Origin of the sequence: Herbaspirillum sp. NPDC101397, assembly GCF_044767325.1 — a bacterium.
In the GTDB taxonomy this organism is placed as follows: Bacteria; Pseudomonadota; Gammaproteobacteria; order Burkholderiales; family Burkholderiaceae_D; genus Herbaspirillum.
The window spans coordinates 957,304-980,181 of sequence record NZ_JBIWNS010000001.1; the positions used below are offsets into that span (position 1 = coordinate 957,304).

The 22,878-nt window shown below is 60.4% G+C and carries 22 protein-coding genes; 10 read left to right on the forward strand and 12 right to left on the reverse strand.

Annotated features, from left to right (window positions below; all coding sequences use genetic code 11):
- The first annotated feature begins 1 nt into the window (after position 1).
- The gene (locus tag ACIROW_RS04205; protein ID WP_402272215.1) at positions 2-1,405 is read left to right on the forward strand and encodes a coniferyl aldehyde dehydrogenase; all 1,404 of its coding nucleotides are present in this window, start codon (positions 2-4) and stop codon (positions 1,403-1,405) included.
- A 22-nt stretch (positions 1,406-1,427) separates the two neighbouring features.
- On the opposite strand, the gene rmuC is transcribed toward ACIROW_RS04205, so the two are convergent.
- The 4 genes from rmuC to ACIROW_RS04225 form a co-directional block, all read right to left on the reverse strand.
- Entirely contained in the window at positions 1,428-2,903 is a 1,476-nt protein-coding gene (gene rmuC, locus ACIROW_RS04210) for a DNA recombination protein RmuC (protein WP_402272217.1), read from the reverse strand.
- Between the two features lie 16 nt (positions 2,904-2,919).
- On the reverse strand, positions 2,920-3,321 hold the full coding sequence (locus tag ACIROW_RS04215) for a group II truncated hemoglobin (protein WP_053197463.1): 402 nt from the start codon (positions 3,319-3,321) through the stop codon (positions 2,920-2,922).
- A 52-nt stretch (positions 3,322-3,373) separates the two neighbouring features.
- Complete coding sequence (locus tag ACIROW_RS04220) at positions 3,374-5,884, reverse strand: ABC transporter permease (RefSeq protein ID WP_402272219.1); 2,511 nt, start codon at positions 5,882-5,884, stop codon at positions 3,374-3,376.
- A gap of 141 nt (positions 5,885-6,025) precedes the next feature.
- Complete coding sequence (locus ACIROW_RS04225; RefSeq protein ID WP_402272221.1) at positions 6,026-6,382, reverse strand: hypothetical protein; 357 nt, start codon at positions 6,380-6,382, stop codon at positions 6,026-6,028.
- Positions 6,383-6,569: 187 nt separating this feature from the next.
- Here ACIROW_RS04225 and ACIROW_RS04230 point away from each other — a divergent pair, with 187 nt between their 5' ends.
- Positions 6,570-6,974 (forward strand): lysozyme inhibitor LprI family protein, encoded by a 405-nt coding sequence (locus ACIROW_RS04230; protein ID WP_402272223.1) that lies wholly within the window; start codon positions 6,570-6,572, stop codon positions 6,972-6,974.
- A gap of 150 nt (positions 6,975-7,124) precedes the next feature.
- Positions 7,125-7,430, forward strand: a complete 306-nt coding sequence (locus ACIROW_RS04235; RefSeq protein ID WP_402272225.1) for a PsiF family protein — start codon at positions 7,125-7,127, stop codon at positions 7,428-7,430.
- Between the two features lie 116 nt (positions 7,431-7,546).
- Here ACIROW_RS04235 and ACIROW_RS04240 read toward each other — a convergent pair whose 3' ends face one another.
- Positions 7,547-8,182 carry a LysE family transporter gene (locus ACIROW_RS04240; RefSeq protein ID WP_402272227.1) on the reverse strand — a complete coding sequence of 212 codons (636 nt, stop codon included), beginning with the start codon at positions 8,180-8,182 and terminating at the stop codon, positions 7,547-7,549.
- 132 nt (positions 8,183-8,314) lie between these two features.
- On the opposite strand from ACIROW_RS04240, the gene ACIROW_RS04245 reads away from it, so the two are divergent.
- Positions 8,315-8,470, forward strand: coding sequence for a DUF3096 domain-containing protein (locus ACIROW_RS04245; RefSeq protein ID WP_083457757.1), 156 nt, complete (start codon positions 8,315-8,317; stop codon positions 8,468-8,470).
- Positions 8,471-8,627: 157 nt separating this feature from the next.
- The gene (locus ACIROW_RS04250) at positions 8,628-8,909 is read left to right on the forward strand and encodes a hypothetical protein (RefSeq protein ID WP_402272229.1); all 282 of its coding nucleotides are present in this window, start codon (positions 8,628-8,630) and stop codon (positions 8,907-8,909) included.
- A gap of 130 nt (positions 8,910-9,039) precedes the next feature.
- On the opposite strand, the gene tilS is transcribed toward ACIROW_RS04250, so the two are convergent.
- From tilS to cysS, 4 genes are all read right to left on the reverse strand, one after another.
- A complete protein-coding gene (tilS, locus tag ACIROW_RS04255; RefSeq protein WP_402272231.1) occupies positions 9,040-10,485 on the reverse strand; it encodes a tRNA lysidine(34) synthetase TilS in 1,446 nt (481 codons plus the stop codon).
- Positions 10,486-10,657: 172 nt separating this feature from the next.
- Complete coding sequence (locus tag ACIROW_RS04260) at positions 10,658-11,638, reverse strand: acetyl-CoA carboxylase carboxyltransferase subunit alpha (RefSeq protein ID WP_053197449.1); 981 nt, start codon at positions 11,636-11,638, stop codon at positions 10,658-10,660.
- 111 nt (positions 11,639-11,749) lie between these two features.
- Positions 11,750-12,394, reverse strand: coding sequence for a DNA-3-methyladenine glycosylase family protein (locus ACIROW_RS04265; protein WP_402272234.1), 645 nt, complete (start codon positions 12,392-12,394; stop codon positions 11,750-11,752).
- 5 nt (positions 12,395-12,399) lie between these two features.
- Complete coding sequence (gene cysS / locus ACIROW_RS04270; protein WP_402272237.1) at positions 12,400-13,803, reverse strand: cysteine--tRNA ligase; 1,404 nt, start codon at positions 13,801-13,803, stop codon at positions 12,400-12,402.
- Between the two features lie 207 nt (positions 13,804-14,010).
- Between cysS and ACIROW_RS04275 the strand changes: the two genes are divergently transcribed.
- The 5 genes from ACIROW_RS04275 to ACIROW_RS04295 all read left to right on the forward strand — a co-directional run bounded on the left by ACIROW_RS04275 (position 14,011) and on the right by ACIROW_RS04295 (position 18,566).
- Positions 14,011-15,249, forward strand: a complete 1,239-nt coding sequence (locus tag ACIROW_RS04275; protein ID WP_402272239.1) for a tetratricopeptide repeat protein — start codon at positions 14,011-14,013, stop codon at positions 15,247-15,249.
- Positions 15,249-16,505 carry a murein L,D-transpeptidase family protein gene (locus ACIROW_RS04280; protein ID WP_402272242.1) on the forward strand — a complete coding sequence of 419 codons (1,257 nt, stop codon included), beginning with the start codon at positions 15,249-15,251 and terminating at the stop codon, positions 16,503-16,505. The genes ACIROW_RS04275 and ACIROW_RS04280 overlap by 1 nt, the downstream gene beginning before the upstream one ends.
- 95 nt (positions 16,506-16,600) lie before the next feature.
- Positions 16,601-17,185 (forward strand): peptidylprolyl isomerase, encoded by a 585-nt coding sequence (locus tag ACIROW_RS04285; RefSeq protein WP_402272245.1) that lies wholly within the window; start codon positions 16,601-16,603, stop codon positions 17,183-17,185.
- A gap of 74 nt (positions 17,186-17,259) precedes the next feature.
- Positions 17,260-17,748, forward strand: a complete 489-nt coding sequence (locus ACIROW_RS04290) for a peptidylprolyl isomerase (RefSeq protein WP_402272247.1) — start codon at positions 17,260-17,262, stop codon at positions 17,746-17,748.
- A 23-nt stretch (positions 17,749-17,771) separates the two neighbouring features.
- A complete protein-coding gene (locus ACIROW_RS04295) occupies positions 17,772-18,566 on the forward strand; it encodes a UDP-2,3-diacylglucosamine diphosphatase (RefSeq protein WP_402272249.1) in 795 nt (264 codons plus the stop codon).
- Between the two features lie 59 nt (positions 18,567-18,625).
- Here ACIROW_RS04295 and cysE read toward each other — a convergent pair whose 3' ends face one another.
- The 3 genes from cysE to rnr all read right to left on the reverse strand — a co-directional run bounded on the left by cysE (position 18,626) and on the right by rnr (position 22,828).
- Positions 18,626-19,375: a serine O-acetyltransferase gene (cysE, locus tag ACIROW_RS04300; protein WP_402272251.1), complete on the reverse strand. Its 750-nt coding sequence runs from the start codon at positions 19,373-19,375 to the stop codon at positions 18,626-18,628.
- Between the two features lie 152 nt (positions 19,376-19,527).
- On the reverse strand, positions 19,528-20,265 hold the full coding sequence (gene rlmB / locus ACIROW_RS04305; RefSeq protein WP_265213077.1) for a 23S rRNA (guanosine(2251)-2'-O)-methyltransferase RlmB: 738 nt from the start codon (positions 20,263-20,265) through the stop codon (positions 19,528-19,530).
- Positions 20,266-20,344: 79 nt separating this feature from the next.
- Positions 20,345-22,828: a ribonuclease R gene (gene rnr / locus ACIROW_RS04310; RefSeq protein WP_402272254.1), complete on the reverse strand. Its 2,484-nt coding sequence runs from the start codon at positions 22,826-22,828 to the stop codon at positions 20,345-20,347.
- Positions 22,829-22,878: the final 50 nt, after the last annotated feature.

Genomic DNA, 22,878 nt, shown 5'->3' on the forward strand with positions numbered 1-22,878 from the left:
CATGACACTCAACGCGCGCTTCGACCGGCTGCACTTGCGCTCGCGCGCCCAACCGGCGACGCCTTGGGAAGAACGCCAGGACCGATTGCAGCGCCTGCGTCAGCTGCTGCTGCGCCACCGCGACGACATCGCTGCGGCGATCAGTTCCGACTTCGGCAACCGCTCGCAGCACGAAACACAATTCCTTGAAGTCTTCACCAGCCTGCAAGCCATCGATCATGCGCTGGCCCATGGCAAGCACTGGATGCAGCCGCAGATCCGGCCGACGGCGATCTGGTTCAAACCTGCCGGCAATCGCCTGTTGCCGCAGCCGCTCGGCGTGGTCGGCATCGTCACGCCGTGGAATTATCCGCTGCTGCTGACCATCGGTCCGCTGGCGTGCGCGCTGGCGGCCGGCAACCTGGCGATGATCAAGCTGTCGGAAAACACACCGGCCTTCAGCGAGCTGTTCGATCGGCTGATCCGGCAATCATTTTCGGACGACGAAATCACCGTCGTCAATGGCGATGTGGACGTCGCCCGGGAATTCTGCTCCCTCGCCTTCGACCATCTGATTTTTACCGGCTCCACCGCCGTCGGTCGCGAGGTCATGCGCATCGCCAGCGAGCGATTGACGCCGGTGACGCTGGAGCTGGGCGGCAAGTCGCCGGCCATCATTACCGCCGATGCCGATTTCGGGCATGCCGTCGCGCGCATCATCAGCGGCAAGCTGCTCAACGCCGGCCAGACCTGCATCGCCCCCGACTACTTGCTGCTGCCGCAGGGTCGTGAACGCGACTTCATCGAGGCCGCGCGCGCTGTCGTAGCACGCATGCATCCCGCGCTCAACGACGAACGCCTGGCCATCGACGACTACACCAGCATCGTCAATGAGCGCCATTTCACTCGCTTGCAAGCGCTGCTCGACGACGCCCGCGAACGCGGTGCGATAGTCGAGCAACTCACCACGCATACGCCACATCCATCGACGCGACTATTGCCGCCGATGGCGCTGACGCAAGTCGCGCCGGATGCGCGCATCCTGCAGGAAGAAATTTTCGGGCCGTTGCTGCCACTGGTGACATATGAGAATCTCGACGAGGCGATCGCCTTCGTCAACGCCAGGCCGCGTCCGCTCGCGCTATATGTATTTGCAAGAAGCGAGGCGGCCATCGATCAGGTCTTGCTGCAGACGGTCGCCGGCGGCGTGACGGTCAACGACACGCTGCTGCACATTGCACAAGAGAATTTGCCTTTCGGCGGAGTCGGCGCATCCGGCATGGGCGCCTATCACGGAGAGGAAGGCTTCAGGCGCTTTTCGCATATGAAGCCGGTGTTCACGCAGAGCCGCCTCAATGTCATGCGGCTATTCAACCCGCCTTACGGCAGGCTGTTTTCCTTATTGATGAAATTCCTGATCCGCTGAATTCCGTTTGTCTTCGAGTGGCTTAGAGCAGCTCGCTCTGGCCGTCGCCGTCGATTTCCGGCTCGGCAGTGCCCAGCAGTTTCCGCGCCGTGTCGCTCGGCAAGGCTTCCACCGATTTCAGTTTGCGCGTCATCTGGCGCGTGCGCGTCTCGGCCTGCTCGATGTTCTTGGCGGCGCGTTCCAGCGCGTTCCTGGTCGCCGACAACACGTCACCGAACTTGCCGAATTCGGTCTTCACCGCACCCAGTACTTGCCACACTTCCGACGACCGCTTTTCCAGCGCCAGCGTGCGGAATCCCATCTGCAAACTGTTCAGCAGCGCCGACAAGGTCGACGGTCCGGCAATGCTCACGCGATGCGTGCGCTGCAGGTCGTCCGACAAACCCGGACGACGCATGACTTCCGCGTACAGACCTTCGGTCGGCAGGAACAGGATGGCGAAATCGGTCGTCAAGGGCGGCGACAAATATTTTTCGGCGATGGTCTTGGCTTCACCGCGCACCGCACGTTCCAGCTCACGACCGGCCTGCGCCACGCCTTCGGCATCGGCACGGTCGGCGGCTTCAGCCAGGCGTTCGTATTGTTCCTTCGGAAATTTGGCGTCAATCGGCATCCATACCGGCGTGCCGCCATCGTCATTGCCCGGCAGCTTGATCGCAAACTCGACACGCTCGCCGGTGTTGGGCACGGTCTCGACGTTCTTGGCGTACTGGTCCGGCGTGAGCATTTGTTCCAGCAGCATTTCCAGCTGGACTTCGCCCCAGGTACCGCGCGTCTTGACGTTGGTCAGCACGCGTTTCAGGTCGCCCACGCCGATCGCCAGCTGCTGCATTTCGCCCAGGCCCTGATGAACCTTGTCGAGGCGATCCGAGACCAGCTTGAACGATTCGCCGAGACGCTGCTCCAGCGTCGCGTGCAGCTTCTCGTCGACGGTCTTGCGCATCTCTTCGAGGCGGTTGCCGTTGTCCAGCTGCAAATCTTTAATTTTGGCTTCCAGAGTGGCGCGCACTTCGGCCATGCGTTGGGCATTAGATTCAGTGAGCGTGGTCAGCGTCTGGTTGAGCGTGTCGCCGAAACGCTTGAGTGAAGCGGCCTGCTCTTCGCGGCTGGCCTGCGCCTGCAGGTTCATGGTCTGGCGCATGCCGTCGAGTTGCTGAGCGTTGGTCTCGTTGAGCTTGACCAGTTGCTGGGCGAAGCTGTCGATCTGATTGTTCTGCAGGGTCGCAACGCTGGTCATCTGCGCCGCCAAAGTCTGCTGCAACTGGCCGAAGTTGCCGCCCAGTTCCTGGCGGGTGCTTTGCGCGTTGGATTGCAGCTGGTCGCGCAATTCGCGTTCGCTGCGTTCGGCCAGATCCTGCTGGTGGCGTTGCAATTCGCTCTTGAGTTGCTGCAACGGTGTGCCGATATCGATGCCGCCGCGGCCGCGCAGGAGGATCACGATCTGCAGCACAATGCCGATGGCGATCAGGGCGAGGAGAATTATTTCAGTCAGGGTCATGTCGGTGTTTTTTTGGTTATTCAGGCTTGTTGCGCATCCAGTCGGCCGTCTGGAAGAACGACTGCATCAGGCGCGTGCGCAGCGCTTCGTCGAGGCCGGTGTCTTCCATTGCCCACGCCATGCAGCGCAGCCATTGGTCGCGCTCGGAGATGCCGATGGCAAACGGCAGATGGCGCGCGCGCAGGAACGGATGGCCGAAGCGTTCGATGTACAGATTGGGGCCGCCGCTCCAGCCGGACAGGAACCAGTAGGTCTTGTCGCGCGAACCATCGAGCGACGGCGGATGCAGCGCGCGGATGCCGGCGAACTCCGGCTCAAGGTCCATCAGATCGTAGAAACGATCCACCATGGCGCGCAGCTTTTCCGCGCCGCCGATCATGTCATAGACGGTCGGCTGATTGAGGTCTTCGATTTGCATAGACGGAGATGATACCCGCTTCGGCGCCGGTATGTCTCCCGGTTATGCCCCTTTATGCCTCGCGCAAAGTCTGCAGCGGCGGCCTCGACAGTACGTTGCGCAAGCCCGCCCAGCCGCCGAATACGGCGCACGCCATGCCGATGCCGGCACCCGCCAGCCACAGCCACGGACTGAAGCGCCATTCGAAGTCGAATACGTAATGCGCCAGCGCCCAGCCGATGGCCGCGGCACCGCTGGCGGCCAGCAATCCGGCCACGCTGCCGATGAGCATGACCTCGATGCGTTGCGCCCTTGCCAACTCCTGTCGCGTGGCGCCGAGCGCACGCAGCAGGCCGGCTTCGCGCACCCGTTCATCCTGGGTGCCGACCAATGCCGCATACAACACCAGCACGCCGGCCGTCAGCGTGAACAGGAACAGGAATTCCACTGCGGAAATCACCTGATCGACAATGTCCTGGATCTGCTTCAGCACGCTGCCGATATCCACCACCGTCAGGTTCGGGAAATCGCGCGTAAGTGCATTGCCGAGCCCGGCCTTGGCGACGGGCAAGTGGAAAGCGGTGATCCAGGTTTGAGGCATCTCGCGCATCGCTGCCGGATTGATGATGACGAAGAAGTTGACCCGCAGCGAACCCCATTCGAGCTTGCGGATGCTGGTGACCGGCACGCTGACCAACTGGCCGGCGATGTCGAATTGCAGCTGGTCGCCGAGGCTGAGCTTGAGCGTTTTGGCCAGGCCTTCTTCCACCGACGCTTCGGGACGGCTGTCGTCATACCATTTGCCGCCGACGATGGTGTTCTGCGCGGGCAGGTCGCGCATGGTCGAGAGATTGAATTCGCGATCCACCAGGCGCTTGGCGCGGTCTTCCTGATAGGTGTCGTTGGTGACGGGCTTGCCGTTGATCTGCACCAGGCGGCCGCGAATCATCGGGAACAGACGCGCCTGCTGCAAGCCTGCCTGTTTCAGCTTTTGCTCGACCACATCTTTCTGGTCCGGCTGGATGTTGATGACAAAGCGGTTCGGCGCATCGGCCGGCGTGGCCTGGCGCCAGGCGCCGATCAGGTCACCGCGAATCACGGTCAGCAACAGCAAGGCCATCAGGCCGAGGCCGAGCGCCACGATCTGCATCGTGGTGGCGCCGGGGCGGCGCTGCAAACCGTCGATGGCGAAACGCCAGCTCTGGTTGTTGAACAGGCCGCGCAGCGATTGCACGCTGCGCAGGCATGCCCAGGCGATCAACGCAAACAACGCGAACCCGCCGAGGAATCCAGCGGCCGTCATGGCGCCGAGCTTGATATCGCCGGCCTGCCACAGCAGCAATCCGGCGAACACCAGCATGCCCAGCGCATAGGTGGCGATGCCCATCGCCCTGGGCGCCGAGGCTTCGCGCCGGATCACGCGGTTGTGCGGAACGTTGCGCAGCTGGAGCAGCGGCGGTAAGGCGAATCCGACCAGCAACAGCAAGCCGATCGCGACGCCTTGCAGCGCGGGCCACCAACTCGCCGCCGGCAGCGTAGTCGGCATGAATCGACCGAGCCATTCGAGCAGCGCGAAGTGCGCAGCAAAACCGAGCAGCACGCCGAGCACGCTGCCGGCCAGTCCGACCACGATGAACTCCTGCAGGTACATCAGCGTGACCTGATTCTGCGTCATGCCGAAACAGCGCAGCATGGCGCAGGCATCCAGATGCCGCAGCATGAAACGACGTGCCGCCATCGCCACCGCGACCGCCGCCAGCAAGGCCGACAGCAAGCCGACCAGCGAGAGGAATTGTTCGGCACGATCGAGCGTGGCGCGCATTTCCGGACGGCCCGATTCGAGCGACTCGATACGCACGCCCTTGACGTTGCCGTCGTCGATGGTCTTTTGCAGCCATTGCTGGTAAGCCCTGATCTGCTCCGGCGTACCCGCCAACAGCAGGCGGTAGGTCACCCGCGAACCGAATTGCACCAGGCCGGTGGCGGCTAGATCATCCATGCCGAGCATGACGCGTGGAGCGAAATTGACGAAGGCGCTGCCGCGATCAGGTTCGACCGAGATCACGCCGGCGATGCGGAAGCTCTTGTCGCCCAGCTTGAGCGGATCGCCCTGTCTGACTTGCAGGGCCGAGAGGATGTTGGGATCAACCCATACCGTGCCTGCTTGCGGAACGCCTTCGACGGCAAGGTCGGCACCATCGGTTCCGGTTAACTTCAGTTGTCCACGCAGCGGATAAGCGCTGGTGACCGCTTTGATCGAGGACAGAATGGAGCGCGCCGCATTGACGCCGGCCTCACCTTCGCCGGCAAGCGCCATGCTCGGGAACACCACCGTCTGCGCCATCGTCAACTTGCTTTTCCCGGCCTGCTCGAGCCACGCCGGATTGAGAGGCTGGTCCGCGCCGACCAGCAGATCGGCGCCGAGCAACTGGTGCGCGTCGCGCGTGAGGCCGGCGCGCATGCGGTCGACGAAGAAGCCAACCGAGGACAACGCCGCCACGGCGACGATCAGGGCAATCAGCAGGAAGCGCAATTCACCGGCGCGCCAGTCACGGCGCGTCATGCGCAACGATAGAAGGAACATGCAACTCCAGGCGGGAAATCAGAAGAAAACGACGCACCTGTCTCAGGTTATATCAGCAAACAAGCGCGTCCATTGTCGACAGCATAGCGCATGCCGGCGGAGCTTACTTTTTATGCAGAAAACGACACTGTCCCGTCACGGCTAACGCAACCACAAGGCCGCGCTACTCAACGCCAGCAGCACGCACGCCGCGACCAGCAGCTTGACCTTGTTGCGCACGTTGTCGAGCGCCGCCACCAGTTGCGCGTTCTGCTCCGCCAGCGTGTTGATCAGCGCCGAGGCATCGAGCTGCTCCCCTTCCAGCTGCGTGATGCGCTGTGCCAACTGCTCGGGGCTGCCGGGCGCCGGCGCTGCGCCATCCTCCACGGCCGCCGATTTGGCCTTGCCCGCCCGCGTGCGCGCCCACAAGTCCTTGGCGCCGCGCACCACCGTCGGCGTGGCTTGGACGACGTCGGCCCACGGTATCAGTTTGAAAGCTGCGATCCAGTTGAGCGCCATGAATGTGTCCCGCCTTCGTTTGAATGTTGATCGATTTTCGATTGAACTAGGTGCCGGGCGATACTTCTAAAAAAATGCAGCGCCTTGCCAACACCTCGTAACACTTCGCAACAATCTTGCCGTGCAAAGCGCTTGCTTTTGCCTACCGCAGAGTAGACACTCGCCACCAGATAAAGTTGAGGAAAACATGAAATCATCCCTATGGCGCATCGCCGCGCTGCTCTCTTTCTCCCTCGCCGGCAGCAGCGCCTGGGCCGTGGACTGCAGCAATGCCCAAAGTGCCCAGACTCAGGCCGACATCGACGAATGCGCCAGCCAGGCGCTCAACAAGGCCGACGCCGAGCTGAACCAGACTTACGTTGATTACCGCAAGCGCCTCGACAAGGCCCAGCAGAATCAGATCCGCGACGTCCAGCTGGCCTGGATCAAATACCGCGACCTGTCCTGCAAGTATGCCACCTCGCGCAGTGCCGGCGGCTCGGTGCACAACATGGCGCTGCAATCCTGCCTGACGGAAAAGACGCTGGAACGCACCAAGGAGCTCAAGGCGCTGTCCGCGTGTCCCGAGGGCGACGTTACCTGTCCACGCTGACAAAAATGGCGTAGCGGCGCTGTCAACGCGGCCGGTTTGGCAAACGTTCAAGGGCAAGCAGACGGCCATATCGTCGTGCCAAGCGCAGAACTAGGCAAGAACGCGGCATCCAAGCCGCACAACCCACGTTATCCCTGAATGGAGAAACCCATGAAAAAACTGCTCGCAACCCTGGCCTTCGCCCTCATCGCTCCCGTCATGCTCGCCCCGGCCGCCATGGCGCAAACCCAGACCGCCCAGCAAAGCAAGATGACTACCTGTAACAAGGACGCCACCGGCAAAAAAGGTGACGAACGCAAGGCTTTCATGAAGGATTGTCTCTCCAACAAGCCGGCCGCCCCTGCCGCACCAGTCACCCAGCAAGACAAGATGAAAAGCTGCAACAAGGACGCCACCGGCAAGAAAGGCGACGACCGCAAGGCCTTCATGAAAGAGTGCCTGAAGAAGGACAAGTAATCACGTCACTGATGCATCAACGCAGCAGCGCATCAGCGCCGCAGCAAAAAGCCCGCAGGCGACCTATGGCCGATGCGGGCTTTTTTTACGTTTGCCGATTTATTGTCGGCGTAACATCATTGCTGGCTGCGCTTGAAGAAAAACAATCCGGCGCCGACCAGCATCAGCACACCGCCGAAGAAGCGGTTCTGCATGCGCACCGCTTTCGCATCCCGGAAGAAGCGCTGCATGCGGCTCGCCGCGAATGCATAACCGTGCATCACCACCAGGTCGACCACCACCATGGTGATCGCCATCAGCAACAACTGCAGCCACAACGGGCGATCATGGTTGATGAACTGCGGCAAGACCGCCACCATGAAGACGATGCCCTTCGGATTGGTGGCGTTGGTCAGGAAACCGGTGACCGTGCGCTGCCACCAGGCCGTCGGCGCCGCCGGACGCGCCGCCTGCGCTTCGTCGACATGCACCGGCGCGCGCCATTGCGACCAGCCGAGGTAAATCAGGTAGGCCGCACCGAGGATCTTGATCGTATTGAAGGCGGCTTCCGAGGCCACCAGCAGCGAACCCACACCGGCGCCGGCAATCACCAGGATCAGCACCAATGCGACTTCCAGGCCGAGGATGGTGGCGCTGGTGCGGCGCACGCCGTAGCTGAGGCCGTGACTCATCGACAAGACCGCGCCGGAACCGGGAGAGATGGCGATCAGACAAGCCGCCAGGAAAAATGCAAACCAGGATTGAAAAGCCATGCCGTACTTTCTGCAGATGAACCGGGATCGCCATTATAAGGATTAGCGAATCCATGTGCTGAACTCTGTCACCCGAATGCCATCTGACGGTGATAGCTGTTCCGATCAAGATCAACCAACAAGGAGCATCACATGAACCTTCATCTTTCCTTCGGCCCTCTGGTCGCCCTGATTGCCGGCATTCTGATCCTGGTGATGCCGCGCCTTCTCAACTTCATCATCGCGATCTATCTGATCGTCATCGGCCTTGTGGGCTTGTTCGGCTCGCATGGCTGGCCGTTCGCATAGCGATCTGACAGGTGCAAAGGAACTGCAACAGATGCTTACAAATATGACATCTTTTGAAACACTCTGATGTCGTCGCTTTGGTTCACGGCTCGTTAATGGAAGTAAGGCGCAACAATCAGCGCCGAGACTGAAAAAACTTCTCTTTAAGGAAATTGCCATGAACTCGAAATCCATCGTCGTTGCAGCTCTGTTCTCCGCCCTGACCCTGCCAGTGTTCGCTCAAACCGGCGCACCTGCAGCACCAGCAACTGCAAAACCTGCAGCTGCAACTCCTGCGGCCGCGACAGCAGCGCCGAAGGCAGAGCACGCCGCCAAGCACAAGGCCGTGAAGCACACCAAGAAGGAAGCCAAGGCTGAAAAGACAACCGCAGCACCTGCTGCAACACCGGCAACACCAGCTACTCCCGCCACACCAGCAGCACCTGCCAAGGCAAAGTAATTCAGGCAGCCTGAAGTGAAGTAAAGGCAGTATGTAAAAACACGCTCAGGGAGCGCAAAAAAGAACGGCTTGCCATTGAACATGGCAAGCCGTTTTTCATTGCGATCCGAAAAAAAATCGGCTTTAGCAGTCAGCCCAGATCAGCCTGCCAGCGCAAGGCAATCCGGGGCCCGTCGCCCTCCTCTCCCTCCTCTCCCTCCTCGCCAGGCTTCGGTTGCGCGTGGCAGTCCATGCCGATGCCCGCCGCGTACAGGATCTGCTCCTGTGCAAAAACCAGCGGCAGATACGGACGTTCCCACGCCGGGATATCCATGTTCTGGAAATGATATTTGAGACTCTTGGCGGGACGATTCCACGCCAGGCGGACGCGTTCGCCGCCGCTGCGCAAACACACGGACAAGGATTGCCCGCGCAACCACGCCGCGTTGAAACCGGTGTCGGCGACATCGAAAAACAGGCTGCCGGAAAACTGCGGGAAATGCAGCTTGTCTTCACCACGCCAGGTGAACGGTTGCGGCCCGGTGTTTTCGTCGAATGGCGGCCGGCGCGGCGTCAGGAAAACGCGATCGCGATAACGCCGCACGTGGCAATCGGGATGCGTCACGCACAACTGGGCGTCGTATTTCGCATCGAGCAACTGCGTGCGCAGTTCAAACAGCCACGCCGACGACGGCATGCGTAATCCGCGCAGTCCGAGCCAGTGACGCAACAGGTTGTCGACGCGTTCAGGATCGAGCCGGCGCAATGCCGGCACGCTGAGATATTCTCCCTCCAGGCAGGCGGCCAGATCCTGAGTTGCCAACACCGTCAGTAGTCGCTGCGCCGCTTGCGCATGTCCCGCCGCGCGTGCAAAACGCTCCTGGAAACCAGGGAAAAATTCCGCCAGCACCGGCATCACCTTATGGCGCAAGGCGTTGCGCGCATAGCGCGTATCGCTGTTGGATTCATCCTCGACGAACGAGACCTGTTCCTGCTGCGCATATTGTTCCAGCTCGCCGCGTGATGCGCCGAGCAAGGGACGCGCCATCAGCAGGCCGGCGTCGCCGAGCAATTCCGCCGCCTTGTTGGCGCCGTCCATGCCTGAAATCCCGGCTACGCCCGAGCCGCGCAGCATTTGCAGCAGTACGGTTTCGGCCTGGTCGTCGAGGTGATGCGCGGTCAGCAACAAGCTCGCGCCGTGCTCACGGCACAGTTGTCCCAGCGCCTGGTAACGCGCCAGGCGCGCCGCTTCCTCGACACCGCTCTTGTCCTTCGCCGCGAGCGTGACGTTGCGCGTATCGAACTGCACATCGACACGTTCGGATTGCGCACGGCAATGCGCCTGCCATTGATCGGCGTTGGCGCTGATGCCGTGATGGATGTGGAAAGCCAACAGCCGCACACCCTGCTCGCGCGCAAAGGCGGAGGCGAGATGCAGCAGCACCGACGAATCAAGTCCGCCGCTGTAAGCCACTGCAATGACGGGAAACGCTTCGACCAGCGTGCGATCGTTGTCGACGCGATACGGGATGCTCAGCGCCTCAATGGCTTGGGAGAATTGTTCTTGCAAAGTGAAAACGGCGCCTGAAGCGGACATGTGATTTTCCTGCGCGCGAGTGATAGGTCATGAGGTGAAATTCAGCGCCGATGACCGCACTCGCCGTCGACATATGACACCAAAGAAAAATGGCCTCGAAGGAGGCCATCTGCGGAAAGCGGGAACTGCAAGCCGGGATCGCTAAATTCAGGAAACGATCCCGGCGTCAGGTTTATTCCTGCGTATTCAATTCCTTGAACTTGCCGTAGCTCATCAGCTTTTCATGACGCGCGGCCAGCAGTTCCTTGGTCTTGACGCCCTGGAATTGACGCAGCGTATCGGCAAGTGCACGCTTGAGCAGCGAGGCCATTTGCTTCGGATCGCGATGGGCGCCGCCCAACGGTTCATTGACGATCTTGTCGATCAGCCCCATGGCCTTGAGGCGATGCGCAGTCAGGCCCAGCGCTTCGGCGGCATCGGACGCGCGGTCGGCGGTCTTCCACAGGATCGAGGCGCAGCCTTCCGGCGAGATCACCGAATAGGTCGCGTATTGCAGCATCAGCACCGAGTCGCCCACGGCGATCGCCAGCGCGCCGCCGGAACCGCCTTCACCGATGATGGTGGCGATCAGCGGCACCTTGAGTTCGGCCATGACGTACAGGTTATGGCCGATCGCTTCGGATTGGCCGCGCTCTTCCGCGTCGATGCCGGGGAATGCGCCCGGCGTGTCGACGAAGGTAAAGATGGGTAAATTGAATTTCTCGGCGACTTTCATCAGGCGCATGGCCTTGCGATAGCCTTCCGGTTTCGGCATGCCGAAATTGCGCAGCGCGCGTTCCTTCGTGTCGCGGCCCTTCTGATGGCCGATCACCATGCAGGCCTGGCCGTTGAAGCGCGCCAGACCGCCGACGATGGACAGATCGTCCGCATAGGTGCGGTCGCCGTGCAGTTCGTGGAAGTCGGTGAAGATTTCATTCACATAGTCCATGGTGTACGGACGTTGCGGATGACGGGCGATTTGCGACACTTGCCACGGCGTGAGCTTGGCGTAGATATCCTTGGTCAGTTGCTGGCTCTTCTTGACCAGGCGCTCGATCTCTTCCGAGATATCGACTGCCGAGTCGTCTTGCACAAAGCGCAACTCTTCAATTTTGGCATCCAGCTCGGCGATTGCCTGCTCGAAACCCAGAAATGTCGTTGTCGACTTGCTCATCGTATTCCTTTACGCATTTTCATGAACAGGCGCGAGTATAACAGCCCGCATACCTTCTATTCGTATTGCCGCCTTGCCAACATGGGTCACAGACGGCAAGCTTTTCAATCTTCAGGAAGTGGCGCCGTCCAGGCTGCGCCACAGATACCAGGTGGCGACGGTGCGCCACGGCTCCCAGTTCGCGGCGACCTCGCGCGCATCGCTGCGCGATACCGGTTCACCCGAAAAATAACTGTCACTAATACCCTTGAGCAGGCCCGGATCGTCCAGGGGCAGCACGTTCGGGCGCAGCAGATTAAATATCAAAAACATCTCGGCTGTCCAGCGACCAATCCCGCGTATCTGCAACATCTCGGCAATAACATCTTCGTCTTCCATCTCCGCCCATTTGTCGGGATGTACCGTCTTTGCCTTGAAGTGATTGGCGAGATCGAGAATATACTCGGCCTTGCGTTTGGACAGCCCGCAGGCAACAAGATTCTCCGGACCGGTCTTGATGACCTGTGCCGGCATGCATTTCGGACATGCTTCGAGGAAACGTTGCCAGACGACTTGTGCGCTCTTGGTGGAAATCTGCTGGCCGATGATGGATCGCGCCAGCGTGGTGAAGGCATCGCCACGGCCGGTCAGTTGCAGGTCGCCGAATTGCGGGATGAGCTTGCGCATGATGCGGTCGCGCTTCATCAACTCCGCTTTGGCTTGCTCCCAATATGCCGGTACGCTGATCGACGGATCAGCGGGATTGTTTTTTATCATTCTCGTCAGCCTCGTCGCCACTCGGTCAAACCGCCCGGTTTGTCTTCCAGAATCACGCCGGCCGCAGCGAGTTCCGCGCGGATGCCGTCTGCTTCGGCGAAATTCCTTGCTTGCTTGGCGGCGACGCGCGCCGCGATTCTTGCTTCGATCTCTGCTGCAGACAGTCCTTCGGCTTCTCTGCCTTGACCGCCTTGAAGGAAAACTCCGGCAGGCCGCTCCAGCAATCCGATCACACCTGCCAGCGCCTTCAACTGCCGCGCCTGCGCCGGCGACTTGCTCTTGTTGACTTCATTGGCCAGATCGAACAGCACCGCAATTGCTACCGGCGTATTGAAGTCGTCGTTCATCGCTTCGAAAAAACGCTGCGCATGGACATCGTTCTGATCCACCACCGCTGCCACACCCTCTTCGGCCGGCACATCTTTCAACGCCGTATAAAGACGGGTCAAGGCAACGCGAGCGTCGTCCAGATGCGCATCCGAATAATTCAGCGGACTGCGATAGTGCGCACGCAGGATGAAGAAGCGTACCACTTCGGGATCATATTTTTTCAGGACGTCGCGGATGGTGAAAAAATTTCCCAGCGACTTCGACATCTTTTCGTTGTCGACACGGATGAAACCGTTGTGCATCCAATAATTGACGAAGGTGTGCTGGTGCGCGCCTTCCGATTGGGCGATTTCGTTTTCGTGATGCGGGAATTGCAAGTCCTGACCGCCACCGTGGATATCGAAATGGTCGCCCAGCAAATCACTCGCCATGGCCGAGCACTCGATGTGCCAACCCGGACGCCCCTTGCCCCACGGCGAATCCCATTTGACTTCGCCCGGTTCGCTTTCCTTGGCGGCTTTCCACAGCACGAAGTCGAGCGGGTCGCGCTTGCCGGTGTTGACGTCGACGCGCTCGCCGGCCCGCAAGTCGTCGAGCGACTTGCCTGACAATTTGCCGTAGCCGGGGAAATCACGCACCGAATAATTGACGTCGCCGTCGCTGCCCTGGTACGCCAGGCCGTTGGCCTGGAGCTTGCCGATCAGGTCCAGCATCTGCGGCACATAGGCGGTGGCGCGCGGCTCATGGTCGGGCTTCTGCACGCCGAGAGCGGCGGAATCCTCGTCCATGGCGTCGATGAACCGCTGCGTCAGCTGGCCGATCGACTCGCGGTTTTCAATCGCGCGTTGAATGATCTTGTCATCGATATCGGTGATGTTGCGCACATATGTCACCTCGAAACCGGTCGCGCGCAACCAGCGCTGCACCATGTCGAACACCACCATCACGCGGGCGTGGCCAAGATGGCAATAATCGTACACGGTCATGCCGCATACGTAGAGGCGGACCTTGCCCGGTTCGATTGGGGAAAAAGCCTGCTTATCACGCGCCAGCGTGTTATAGATTTTCAGAGTGCTCATGAATGGGAAATATCGGTTCCGGCAATGGTTCGTGTGGTGTTTCAATGCTGAGCAAGAGGCGCGGGTTGCCATCTGCCAGCACGTTTTTCAGTGCGTCCGCGCTTGTTGTTTTATAGCGGTCTACAACATGAATACAACACGATTGCCAAAACCCTTTTTATAGTGCTTCTTTGATAAAATGCGTCTTTTCGTTTGAGTATAGCATTGATGAAAACCATGCCTCTTGCATCTCCGCACACTTATCGCAATGCATTGCGTGGCATTTTGAGCAAGACCGTTATTCTATCCGGCTTGATCGCCGCAATCTACTCGGTGCAGGCCAGCGAAGTTTCAGACATCAGCAAACTCATGCGCAACGGTCAGTACGCTGACGCCTTGGTCAAGACCGACGCGGTCCTCGCCAAGCATCCGCGCGACGCCCAGATGCGCTTCGTCAAGGGCCTGATCCTGGCGGAACAGAACAAGTCCGCCGAAGCCATCGCCATCTTCAGCAAACTGACCGAAGACTTCCCCGACCTGCCCGAGCCGTACAACAACCTGGCCGTGCTGTACGCCGCCAATGGTCAATATGACAAGGCGCGCACCACGCTCGACATGGCCATCCGCACCAATCCGACCTATGCCACCGCGCTGGAGAACCTCGGCGACATTTACGCCAAGCTGGCCAGCCAGGCCTACGACAAGGCGCTGCAGATCGACCCCGGCAGCAACGTACCGCAACCCAAGCTGACGCTGGTGCGCACGCTGTCGGGCAACATCACCGGCGGCACCATCCCGAAACTGGCAAGCGCGAACACCGCCAACAGCAAGCCGTCGACGCCGGCCACCCCGGCTGTGGTCCCTACGCCAACGCCTGCCCCGGAAACCAAGCCGAAGCCAGAACCCAAGCCGGAACCTGCTGCTCCGGTCGAAAAACCGAAGCCGGCCGAAAAGCCGGTTGAAAAGCCGACGCCGAAGCCGGCTGAAAAACCGGTTGAGAAACCAGTTGAAAAACCAGTCGACAAGCCTGCTGAAAAGCCGGCCGAGAAGCCAAGCAAGGCCGACAAGGCTGCAGAAAAGGCTGACAAAGCCGCCGCAAAGGCCGCTGAATCCGCACGTGAAGAAAAAGACAAGACCGCCGTTCTGGCCGCCGTCAACAACTGGGCCAAGGCCTGGAGCGACCTGGACGTGAAGTCCTATCTGGCCGCCTACGGCAACGATTTCCAGACGCCGAAGGGCGAATCGCGCAAGGAATGGGCTGACGAGCGCCGTGCCCGCATTGAGGAAAAAGGCCATATCACCGTCAAGGTCGAGGCGCCGCAAATCGCCATCAAGAACGACACCGCAACGGTCCGCTTCCGTCAGATATATAATTCGAACCGTCTGACAGTTAACAGCCGCAAGACACTGATCCTGACCAAACAGGGCAACAAGTGGCTGATCAAACAGGAGCGCTCGGGAGGCTGATGGTTCGTTTTGCTGCTAATACACGCAAGGGATTGCCCTTGCGATCGGTCCTCGGACGACTGATGCTGAGTTGTCTGGCCTGCGTGCCGGTCGCAACCAGCGTCGCCTCCTCTTCCGCCATTCCGCCGCAGACCCTGCAATCGGAAATCCGCAAGCCGGATCCCGAGGCGTTGCTGATCGAGATCTACAAGGACCTCGGCAACAACCGCCTGCAGGAAGCGCAAGCCAAGGCCGATGCCCTGGTGGCGGCATATCCGCATTTCCGCCTCGGCCACCTGGTGCGCGGCGACCTGCTGATGATGCACGCGCGTCCGGTCAGGGGATTCGGCGCCATGGCCGACGCGCCGGCCGACAAACTCAAGGATTTGCGCGCCGAAGCCATGGTGCGCATCAAGTCATTGCAGGAACGTCCCAACCCCAACCTGATTCCCAAGCCGGTGCTGCAAGTCGGCGACGACCAGAAGAACGTGCTGGTGGTCGACACCAGCCGTTCGCGCATGTACGTCTACGAGAACCAGGGCGGCCAGTTACGCTTCATCACCGACTATTACATTTCGCAAGGCCGCTACGGCGTCAACAAATCGCGTGAAGGCGACCAGCGCACGCCGATCGGCGTGTACTACGTCAATGCCCGCATTCCGGGCCCCAAGCTACCCGACTTCTACGGCACCGGCGCGCTGCCGCTCAACTATCCCAATGAATGGGACAAGCGCAACGGCCGCAGCGGTTCCGGCATCTGGCTGCACGGTACGCCTTCAGACAATTTCAGCCGTCCGCCGCTGTCCTCCGACGGCTGCGTGGTGCTGGCCAATCCCGACCTGCAAAGCCTGTATTCCACCGCCGAAGTCGGCAAGACCGTGGTCGTGATCAGCGACGGCATCCAATTCGTCAACAAAATCGAATGGGACAAGGATCGCGGCTCGGCCGGCAAATTCATGGATCAGTGGCAGCAGGACATGGAAGCCACCGACGCCGACAAGGTGCTGGCGAATTACTCACCGGCCTTCCGCTCCAATCTCGGTGAAAGCCTCAGCACCTGGTTCAGCCGCCAGCAAAAAAGCCTGAACGGCGCCCGTCCTTCCAGTGTCAAAGTGCGAGACCTCAGCTTGTACCGCTACCCCGGCAAGGATGAACTGATCGTCAGTACTTTCGTTCAGGAAACAGCCGTCGGAAAAAACAAGAATGCGGTCCGCAAGCGCCAGTACTGGCAAAAAGAAGGATCGCAATGGAAGATCGTCTACGAAGGCGCAGCCTGAGCGAAACCGGCCTTCCCGTCCGCGTTTTATCCGTCTATTCAAGCCATCTGTTTCAGCCGTCCATTTTCAGTCGTTTTCAAGCAAGGAAACTTTTCATGATTCAAGCCCTGTCCCGCCGCAAGCTGCTGCAATGCATCGCCGCGATTTCCTTGTCCTGCGCCGCCGTGCTGGCGCATGCCGCCGACGCGCCGCGCGTGCTGCTCAAAACCAGCATGGGCGACATCACGCTGGAACTCGACGCCGACAAGGCGCCGGTCACCGTGGCCAACTTCCTGCAATACGTCAAGAAGGGCCAGTACAACGGCACCATCTTTCATCGCGTGATCAAGGGTTTCATGATCCAGGGCGGTGGCTTCGACAAGGACATGCGCGAAAAGCCGACGGACGCTCCGATCAAGAACGAAGCCAAGAACGGCCTGAAAAACGATGCGTATACCATCGCCATGGCGCGTACCTCGAATCCGCACTCCGCCGCAGCCCAGTTCTTCATCAACGTCAACAACAACCAGCCGCTGGATTACCCTAGCCGCGACGGCTGGGGTTACGCCGTGTTCGGCAAGGTCGTGCAAGGCGCGGACGTAGTCGACAAGATCAAGCAGGTCCGCACCGGCAGTAGCGGCATGTACGACGACGTTCCGGTCACCCCTGTGGTGATCCAGTCGGCGACGCTGGTCAAGTAAGCCACGGCCGGACTGCAGCACGCATTACCGTATAATTTTTCGCATCATTTCATTTTTCACGCAAAGGAATTCTCATGGCAGTTCTCTTCACTACCAACCACGGCACCTTCACAGTCGAACTGGAGGCTGAAAAAGCGCCGAAGACGGTTGAAAACTTTTTGGCCTATGTCAATTCCGGTCACTATAGCGGCACCATTTTCCATCGCGTAATCGATGGCTTCATGATCCAGGGTGGGGGTTTCGAGCCGGGCATGAAGCAAAAACCAACCAACGATCCGGTCGAAAACGAAGCCAAGAACGGCCTCAAGAACGAGCCGTATACACTGGCCATGGCCCGTACATCGGCGCCGCACTCGGCGTCCGCCCAGTTCTTCGTCAACGTCAAGAACAACAGTTTCCTCGACTTCCCGGGCCAGGACGGCTGGGGCTATTGCGTATTCGGCAAGGTCACCGAAGGCACTGACGTGATCGACAAGATCAAGAACGTCAAGACCACCCGTTCGGGCATGTTCGCCGACGTGCCGGTCGAAGACGTGGTGATCGAAAAGGCTGAAGTGATCTGATCGTCCTGCCTCGATCTTCAGCGATGACCGACACTTCATCCGTACAAGAAGCGCAACCCCAGGCGGTTGCGCTTTTTATTTCCGACCTGCACCTGCAGGCCGCGCTGCCGCGCACGACGCAGGCGTTCTTCGATTTCCTGAGCAGACACGCTGCGTTCGCGCAACAGCTTTACCTGCTCGGCGATATCTTCGAATACTGGGCCGGCGACGACGATCTGGAAACGCCCTACAACCGCGCCATCGTCGACGCCTTGCGTCAATTGAGCGAGCGTGGCGTGCAACTGTTCTGGATTGCCGGCAACCGCGATTTCCTGGTCGCATCGGCTTTCGCCGAAGCTGCCGGACTGACCATCCTCGGCGATCCGCACGTGATCCATCTGGCCGGACGCGAGATCGCGCTGGCGCATGGCGACGCCCAATGCACCGACGACGCAGCCTACATGGCGTTTCGCGCACAAGTGCGGCAACCGGCGTGGCAACAGCAATTCCTGGCCATGCCACTGACTCAGCGCAAGGCCATCATCGAAGGCGTGCGCCAGAACAGCAAGGATGCCAACAAGGAAAAATCCACGGAGATCATGGACGTTAACGCCGGCGCCATTGCTGCGCTTTACGACAGCACAGGCACGCAAGTGCTGATCCACGGCCACACGCATCGCCCTGCCCTGCATACGCTGGAAGCAAGCGGGCAGACCCACCTGCGCTATGTGCTGCCCGATTGGGAATACGACGTCGAAGCAGTTCGCGGCGGCTGGATCAGCCTGACTGCGGATGGTGTGTTGCATCGCTTCGATGCAGCCGGCGTTGAATTGCATTGAACAGCATTCGGGACAAAGACCGCGCGTAATAAAAAGAGGAGCGACAAGCTCCTCTTTTTTTATTCCACCAGCTTGTTGAGCCGGGCGGGATCGAATTTTTCCAACTCCTCCAGCTTCTGACATCCGATGCCAGCACTCTTGAGGGCTGCAAGCATCACTTCGATCTGATGTTCCTGCGCTGCGGCCTGATCGATCAAGCCGTGCAAAGCCTTCGACAAAGGATCATCGCCATTCGGCGTAACGCCATAGGCGGCGAACATCCGTGCGGCGGCATGTTCGCGCGGATCCAGCGCTTCCTTGCGCACCACGCGCGCCGGATTGCCCACCGCGGTGGCGCCCGGCGGCACTTCCTTGACCACCACGGCATTGGAACCGACCTTGGCGCCGTCGCCGACGGTGAAGCCGCCCAGCACCTGCGCGCCGGCGCCGATGATGACGCCGCGTCCCAACGTCGGATGGCGTTTGGCGCCCTTGTTGAGTGAAGTCCCGCCAAGCGTAACGCCCTGGTAAATCGTACAGTCGTCGCCAATTTCCGCCGTTTCGCCGATCACCACGCCGAAGCCGTGATCGATGAAGACCCGGCGACCGATAGTGGCGCCCGGATGGATTTCAATGCCGGTGAACCAGCGCGCCAGCTGCGAGATGAAACGTCCCAGCCACTTCAGGCCGATCACCCAGCACCTGTTCGCGATGCGATGCAACACCACCGCGTGCAGGCCCGGGTAACAGGTCAAGACTTCCCAAGCATTGCGCGCTGCAGGATCGCGTTCGATGATGCTGGAGATGTCTTCTCGGAGTCGGCTGAACATAATGTCGGTGTCAATGCGGAATGTGCAATCTTAATCGTTTACCGCCAGTCTTGCCGAGCAGGCATCGGCTTTCCTGGCGTCAATAACGGGATCACACGGAGGCAGTACAGAGAAAGAATCGCCTGCCGGGATCCCGGCAGGCGGCCCAAAAACTACTTGGGCAGGCGCTGCCGGCGGGCTTCGTACAGACAGACGCCGGAGGCGACGGAGACATTCAGGCTCTCGACCGAGCCGAACATCGGAATACTGACCAGGATATCGCAGGTTTCACGCGTCAGGCGACGCATGCCTTCGCCTTCCGAGCCCATCACCAGCGCGGTCGGGCCGGAGAAATCGCCCGCGTACAAATCCTTGTCCGCATCATCAGCCATGCCGATCAGCCAGACGCCGCGATCCTTGAGGTCACGCATGGTGCGCGCCAGATTGGTCACGGTGATGTAGGGAACGGTTTCGGCGGCGCCGCTGGCGACCTTGGCGGCCGTGGCGTTGAGGCCGACTGCACGATCCTTCGGTGCGATCACGGCATGTGCGCCGGCACCGTCGGCCACCCGCAGGCAGGCGCCGAGATTGTGCGGATCGGTGATGCCGTCGAGGATCAGCAGTAATGGCGGGCCTTCGACAACGTCGAGCAGCTCGTCCAGATTGCGCGCCAGCGACAGTTCACCGGCCTTGGCCACCACGCCTTGGTGACGGCGCGTACCGACGATGTTCGACAGGCGCTGGTCATCCGCCTGGATGATGCGCACGCCAGCCGCTTTCGCCGCATGCAGCAGATCGCGCATGCGGGCGTCGTTGCGGTCCGCGTCGACATACAGTTCTTCCACCGACGACGCCTCGTGGCGGATCCGCGAGGTGACGGCGTGGAAACCAAAAATCATTTTACTTTTCATGTGCTCTACTTCTTGCCTTATCTTGCCAAATTACTGATTACTTCAGTTACTTGAATTGCCTGATGCCGGTTCAGCCGGATTAGCGCTTTTTCTTGCTGGGGCGGGAAAAACCTTTCGCCGGACGCTTGCGCTCCGACTCTGGCGCGCCCTTCGCAGTACCGCTGCGTGCTGCCGTCTTGCCTTTGGCAGCCGTCTTGCCCCCCTTCGCCGGAGCTGCCGCGGCTTCAGGAGTTGCTTTCCGGGCGCCACCGGCTTTTGCACCAGCGCCACCCTTGCTGCGTGCTTGCTGGGCGTTGTCAGCGCGACGCGCCTCGTTCTTGAGAATCGTGCGGATGCCCGGCTCAGTCACCAGACGCAGGTCGATCTTGCGCGCGTCGAGATCGACGCGGCTGACCTGCACCGTGACGCGATCGGTCAGCTGATAACGGATACCGGTGCGCTCGCCGCGCAATTCATGGCGCGCTTCGTCGTACTGGAAGTAATCGGCACCCAGCTCGGTGACGTGCACCATGCCTTCAATATAGAGCGCATCCAGTTGCACGAAGATGCCGAAGGTGGCGACGCCGGAAATCGTGCCGGTGAACTCTTCACCCAGCTTGTCGCGGATGAAGTAGCACTTGAGCCATGCTTCAACGTCGCGCGACGCCTCGTCGGCGCGGCGCTCATTGGCGGAACAGTGGATGCCAAGGGCTTCCCAGATGGCGATACTGCTTTCCGATTTCTTCTTGCCATTGGCGCGATCAACCGCTTGCGCCTTGCGTGCGGCCGGCGACAGCATGGTGTTGAGCACGCTGGTGTCCATGCCCTTGGGCTCGTAGCGCTTGCCCTGCAAAATTGCCTTGATGGCGCGATGCGTCAGCAAATCGGGATAGCGGCGGATCGGGCTGGTGAAGTGGGCGTAGGACTCATACGACAGACCGAAGTGACCGATGTTTTCGGGGCTGTAGACGGCTTGCTGCATGGAGCGCAACAGCATGGTCTGAACCAGCAAGGCATCGGGGCGCGCCTTGATCTTCGGCATCAGCTCGGCGTAATCGGACGCGCTCGGCTTATCGCCGCCGTTGAGATTGAGGCCGATCTGCTTAAGGAAAGTACGCAGTTGCGTGAGCTTTTCCTTGGTCGGTCCCGCGTGGACGCGGTACAGGCCGGGATGCTCATGACGGTGCAACAGGTCGGCGGCGCAGACATTGGCGGCCAGCATGCACTCTTCGATCAGGCGATGGGCATCATTGCGCGTGCGCGGCAGGATCTTTTCGATCTTGCCGGCGGCGTTGCAGACGATGTAGGTTTCAGTGGTCTCGAAATCGATCGCACCGCGCGCATGACGCGCCTGCAGCAAGGCCTGGAATACTTCATACAGATGCAGCAGATGCGGCACCACGCCGGCGCGCTTGGCGGCTTCCGGTCCCTTGGTGTTGGCCAGCACGGCGGCGACTTCGGTGTAAGTCAGGCGTGCCGCCGAATGGATCACCGCGGGGTAGAACTGGTACGCCTTGATTTCACCCTTGGCCGTGATGACCGCATCGCACACGAGCGTGAGACGATCAACATCAGGGTTCAGCGAGCAAAGGCCATTCGACAGCTTTTCCGGCAGCATCGGGATCACGCGACGCGGGAAATACACCGAGGTGCTGCGTTCCAGCGCATCAACGTCCAGCGCATCGTTAGGCTTCACGTAGTGGCTGACGTCGGCGATCGCGACGATCAGGCGGTAACCGTTGGAGCGTCCGATCTTGACCGGTTCGCAATACACCGCATCGTCGAAGTCGCGCGCGTCTTCGCCGTCGATGGTGACCAGTGGTACGTCGCGCAAATCGACGCGCTCGTCGAGATCGGCGCCGCGGACTTCGCTCGGCAGTTTCGATGCCAATTTCTTGGCGGCTTCGGAGAATTCATGCGGGACGCCGTACTTGCGCACGGCGATTTCGATTTCCATGCCCGGATCGTCTATGTCGCCGAGGATTTCAGCAATCTTGCCGACCGGTTGCGTGTAGCGCGAAGGCTGCTCGGTCAGTTCAACACTGACCACCTGGCCTGCCTTGGCCTTGCCGGGCGAGCCGGCGAGGATGACGTCCTGGCCGATGCGCTTGTCTTCAGGCGCCACCACCCAGACGCCGTTCTCGTTGAGCAGGCGGCCGATGACGTGGGTATTGGCGCGCGACACGACCTCGACGATGGTGCCTTCCGGGCGGCCGCGGCGATCGGTGCCGATGATGCGGGCCTGGACGCGGTCGCCGTGCAAGACCTTCTGCATTTCTTTCTCGGGCAGGAAGATGTCGGCGCTGCCGTCTTCCGGCAGCAGGAAACCGAAGCCGTCGCGATGGCTGCTGACGCGGCCTTCAATGAAACTGTCAGAATGCGTGAGCTGGTAATTGCCGGAGCGGTCGGGCTTGATCTGGCCATCGCGCTCCATTGCATTCAGCCGGCGCGTGAGGCCATCCATTTCTTCGGGCTTGACGCTGAGCGCAGCGGCCAGTGTCATCGTGTTTTGCGCGCCGGAAGAGGTGCGCAGGATGCCGAGAATTTCCTCACGGCTGGGGATGGAATAGGGAAATTGGCTCAAAAGTATATTCGCGTAAATTGTTATTCGTCAGCAGCGCCTGGCGAATTACC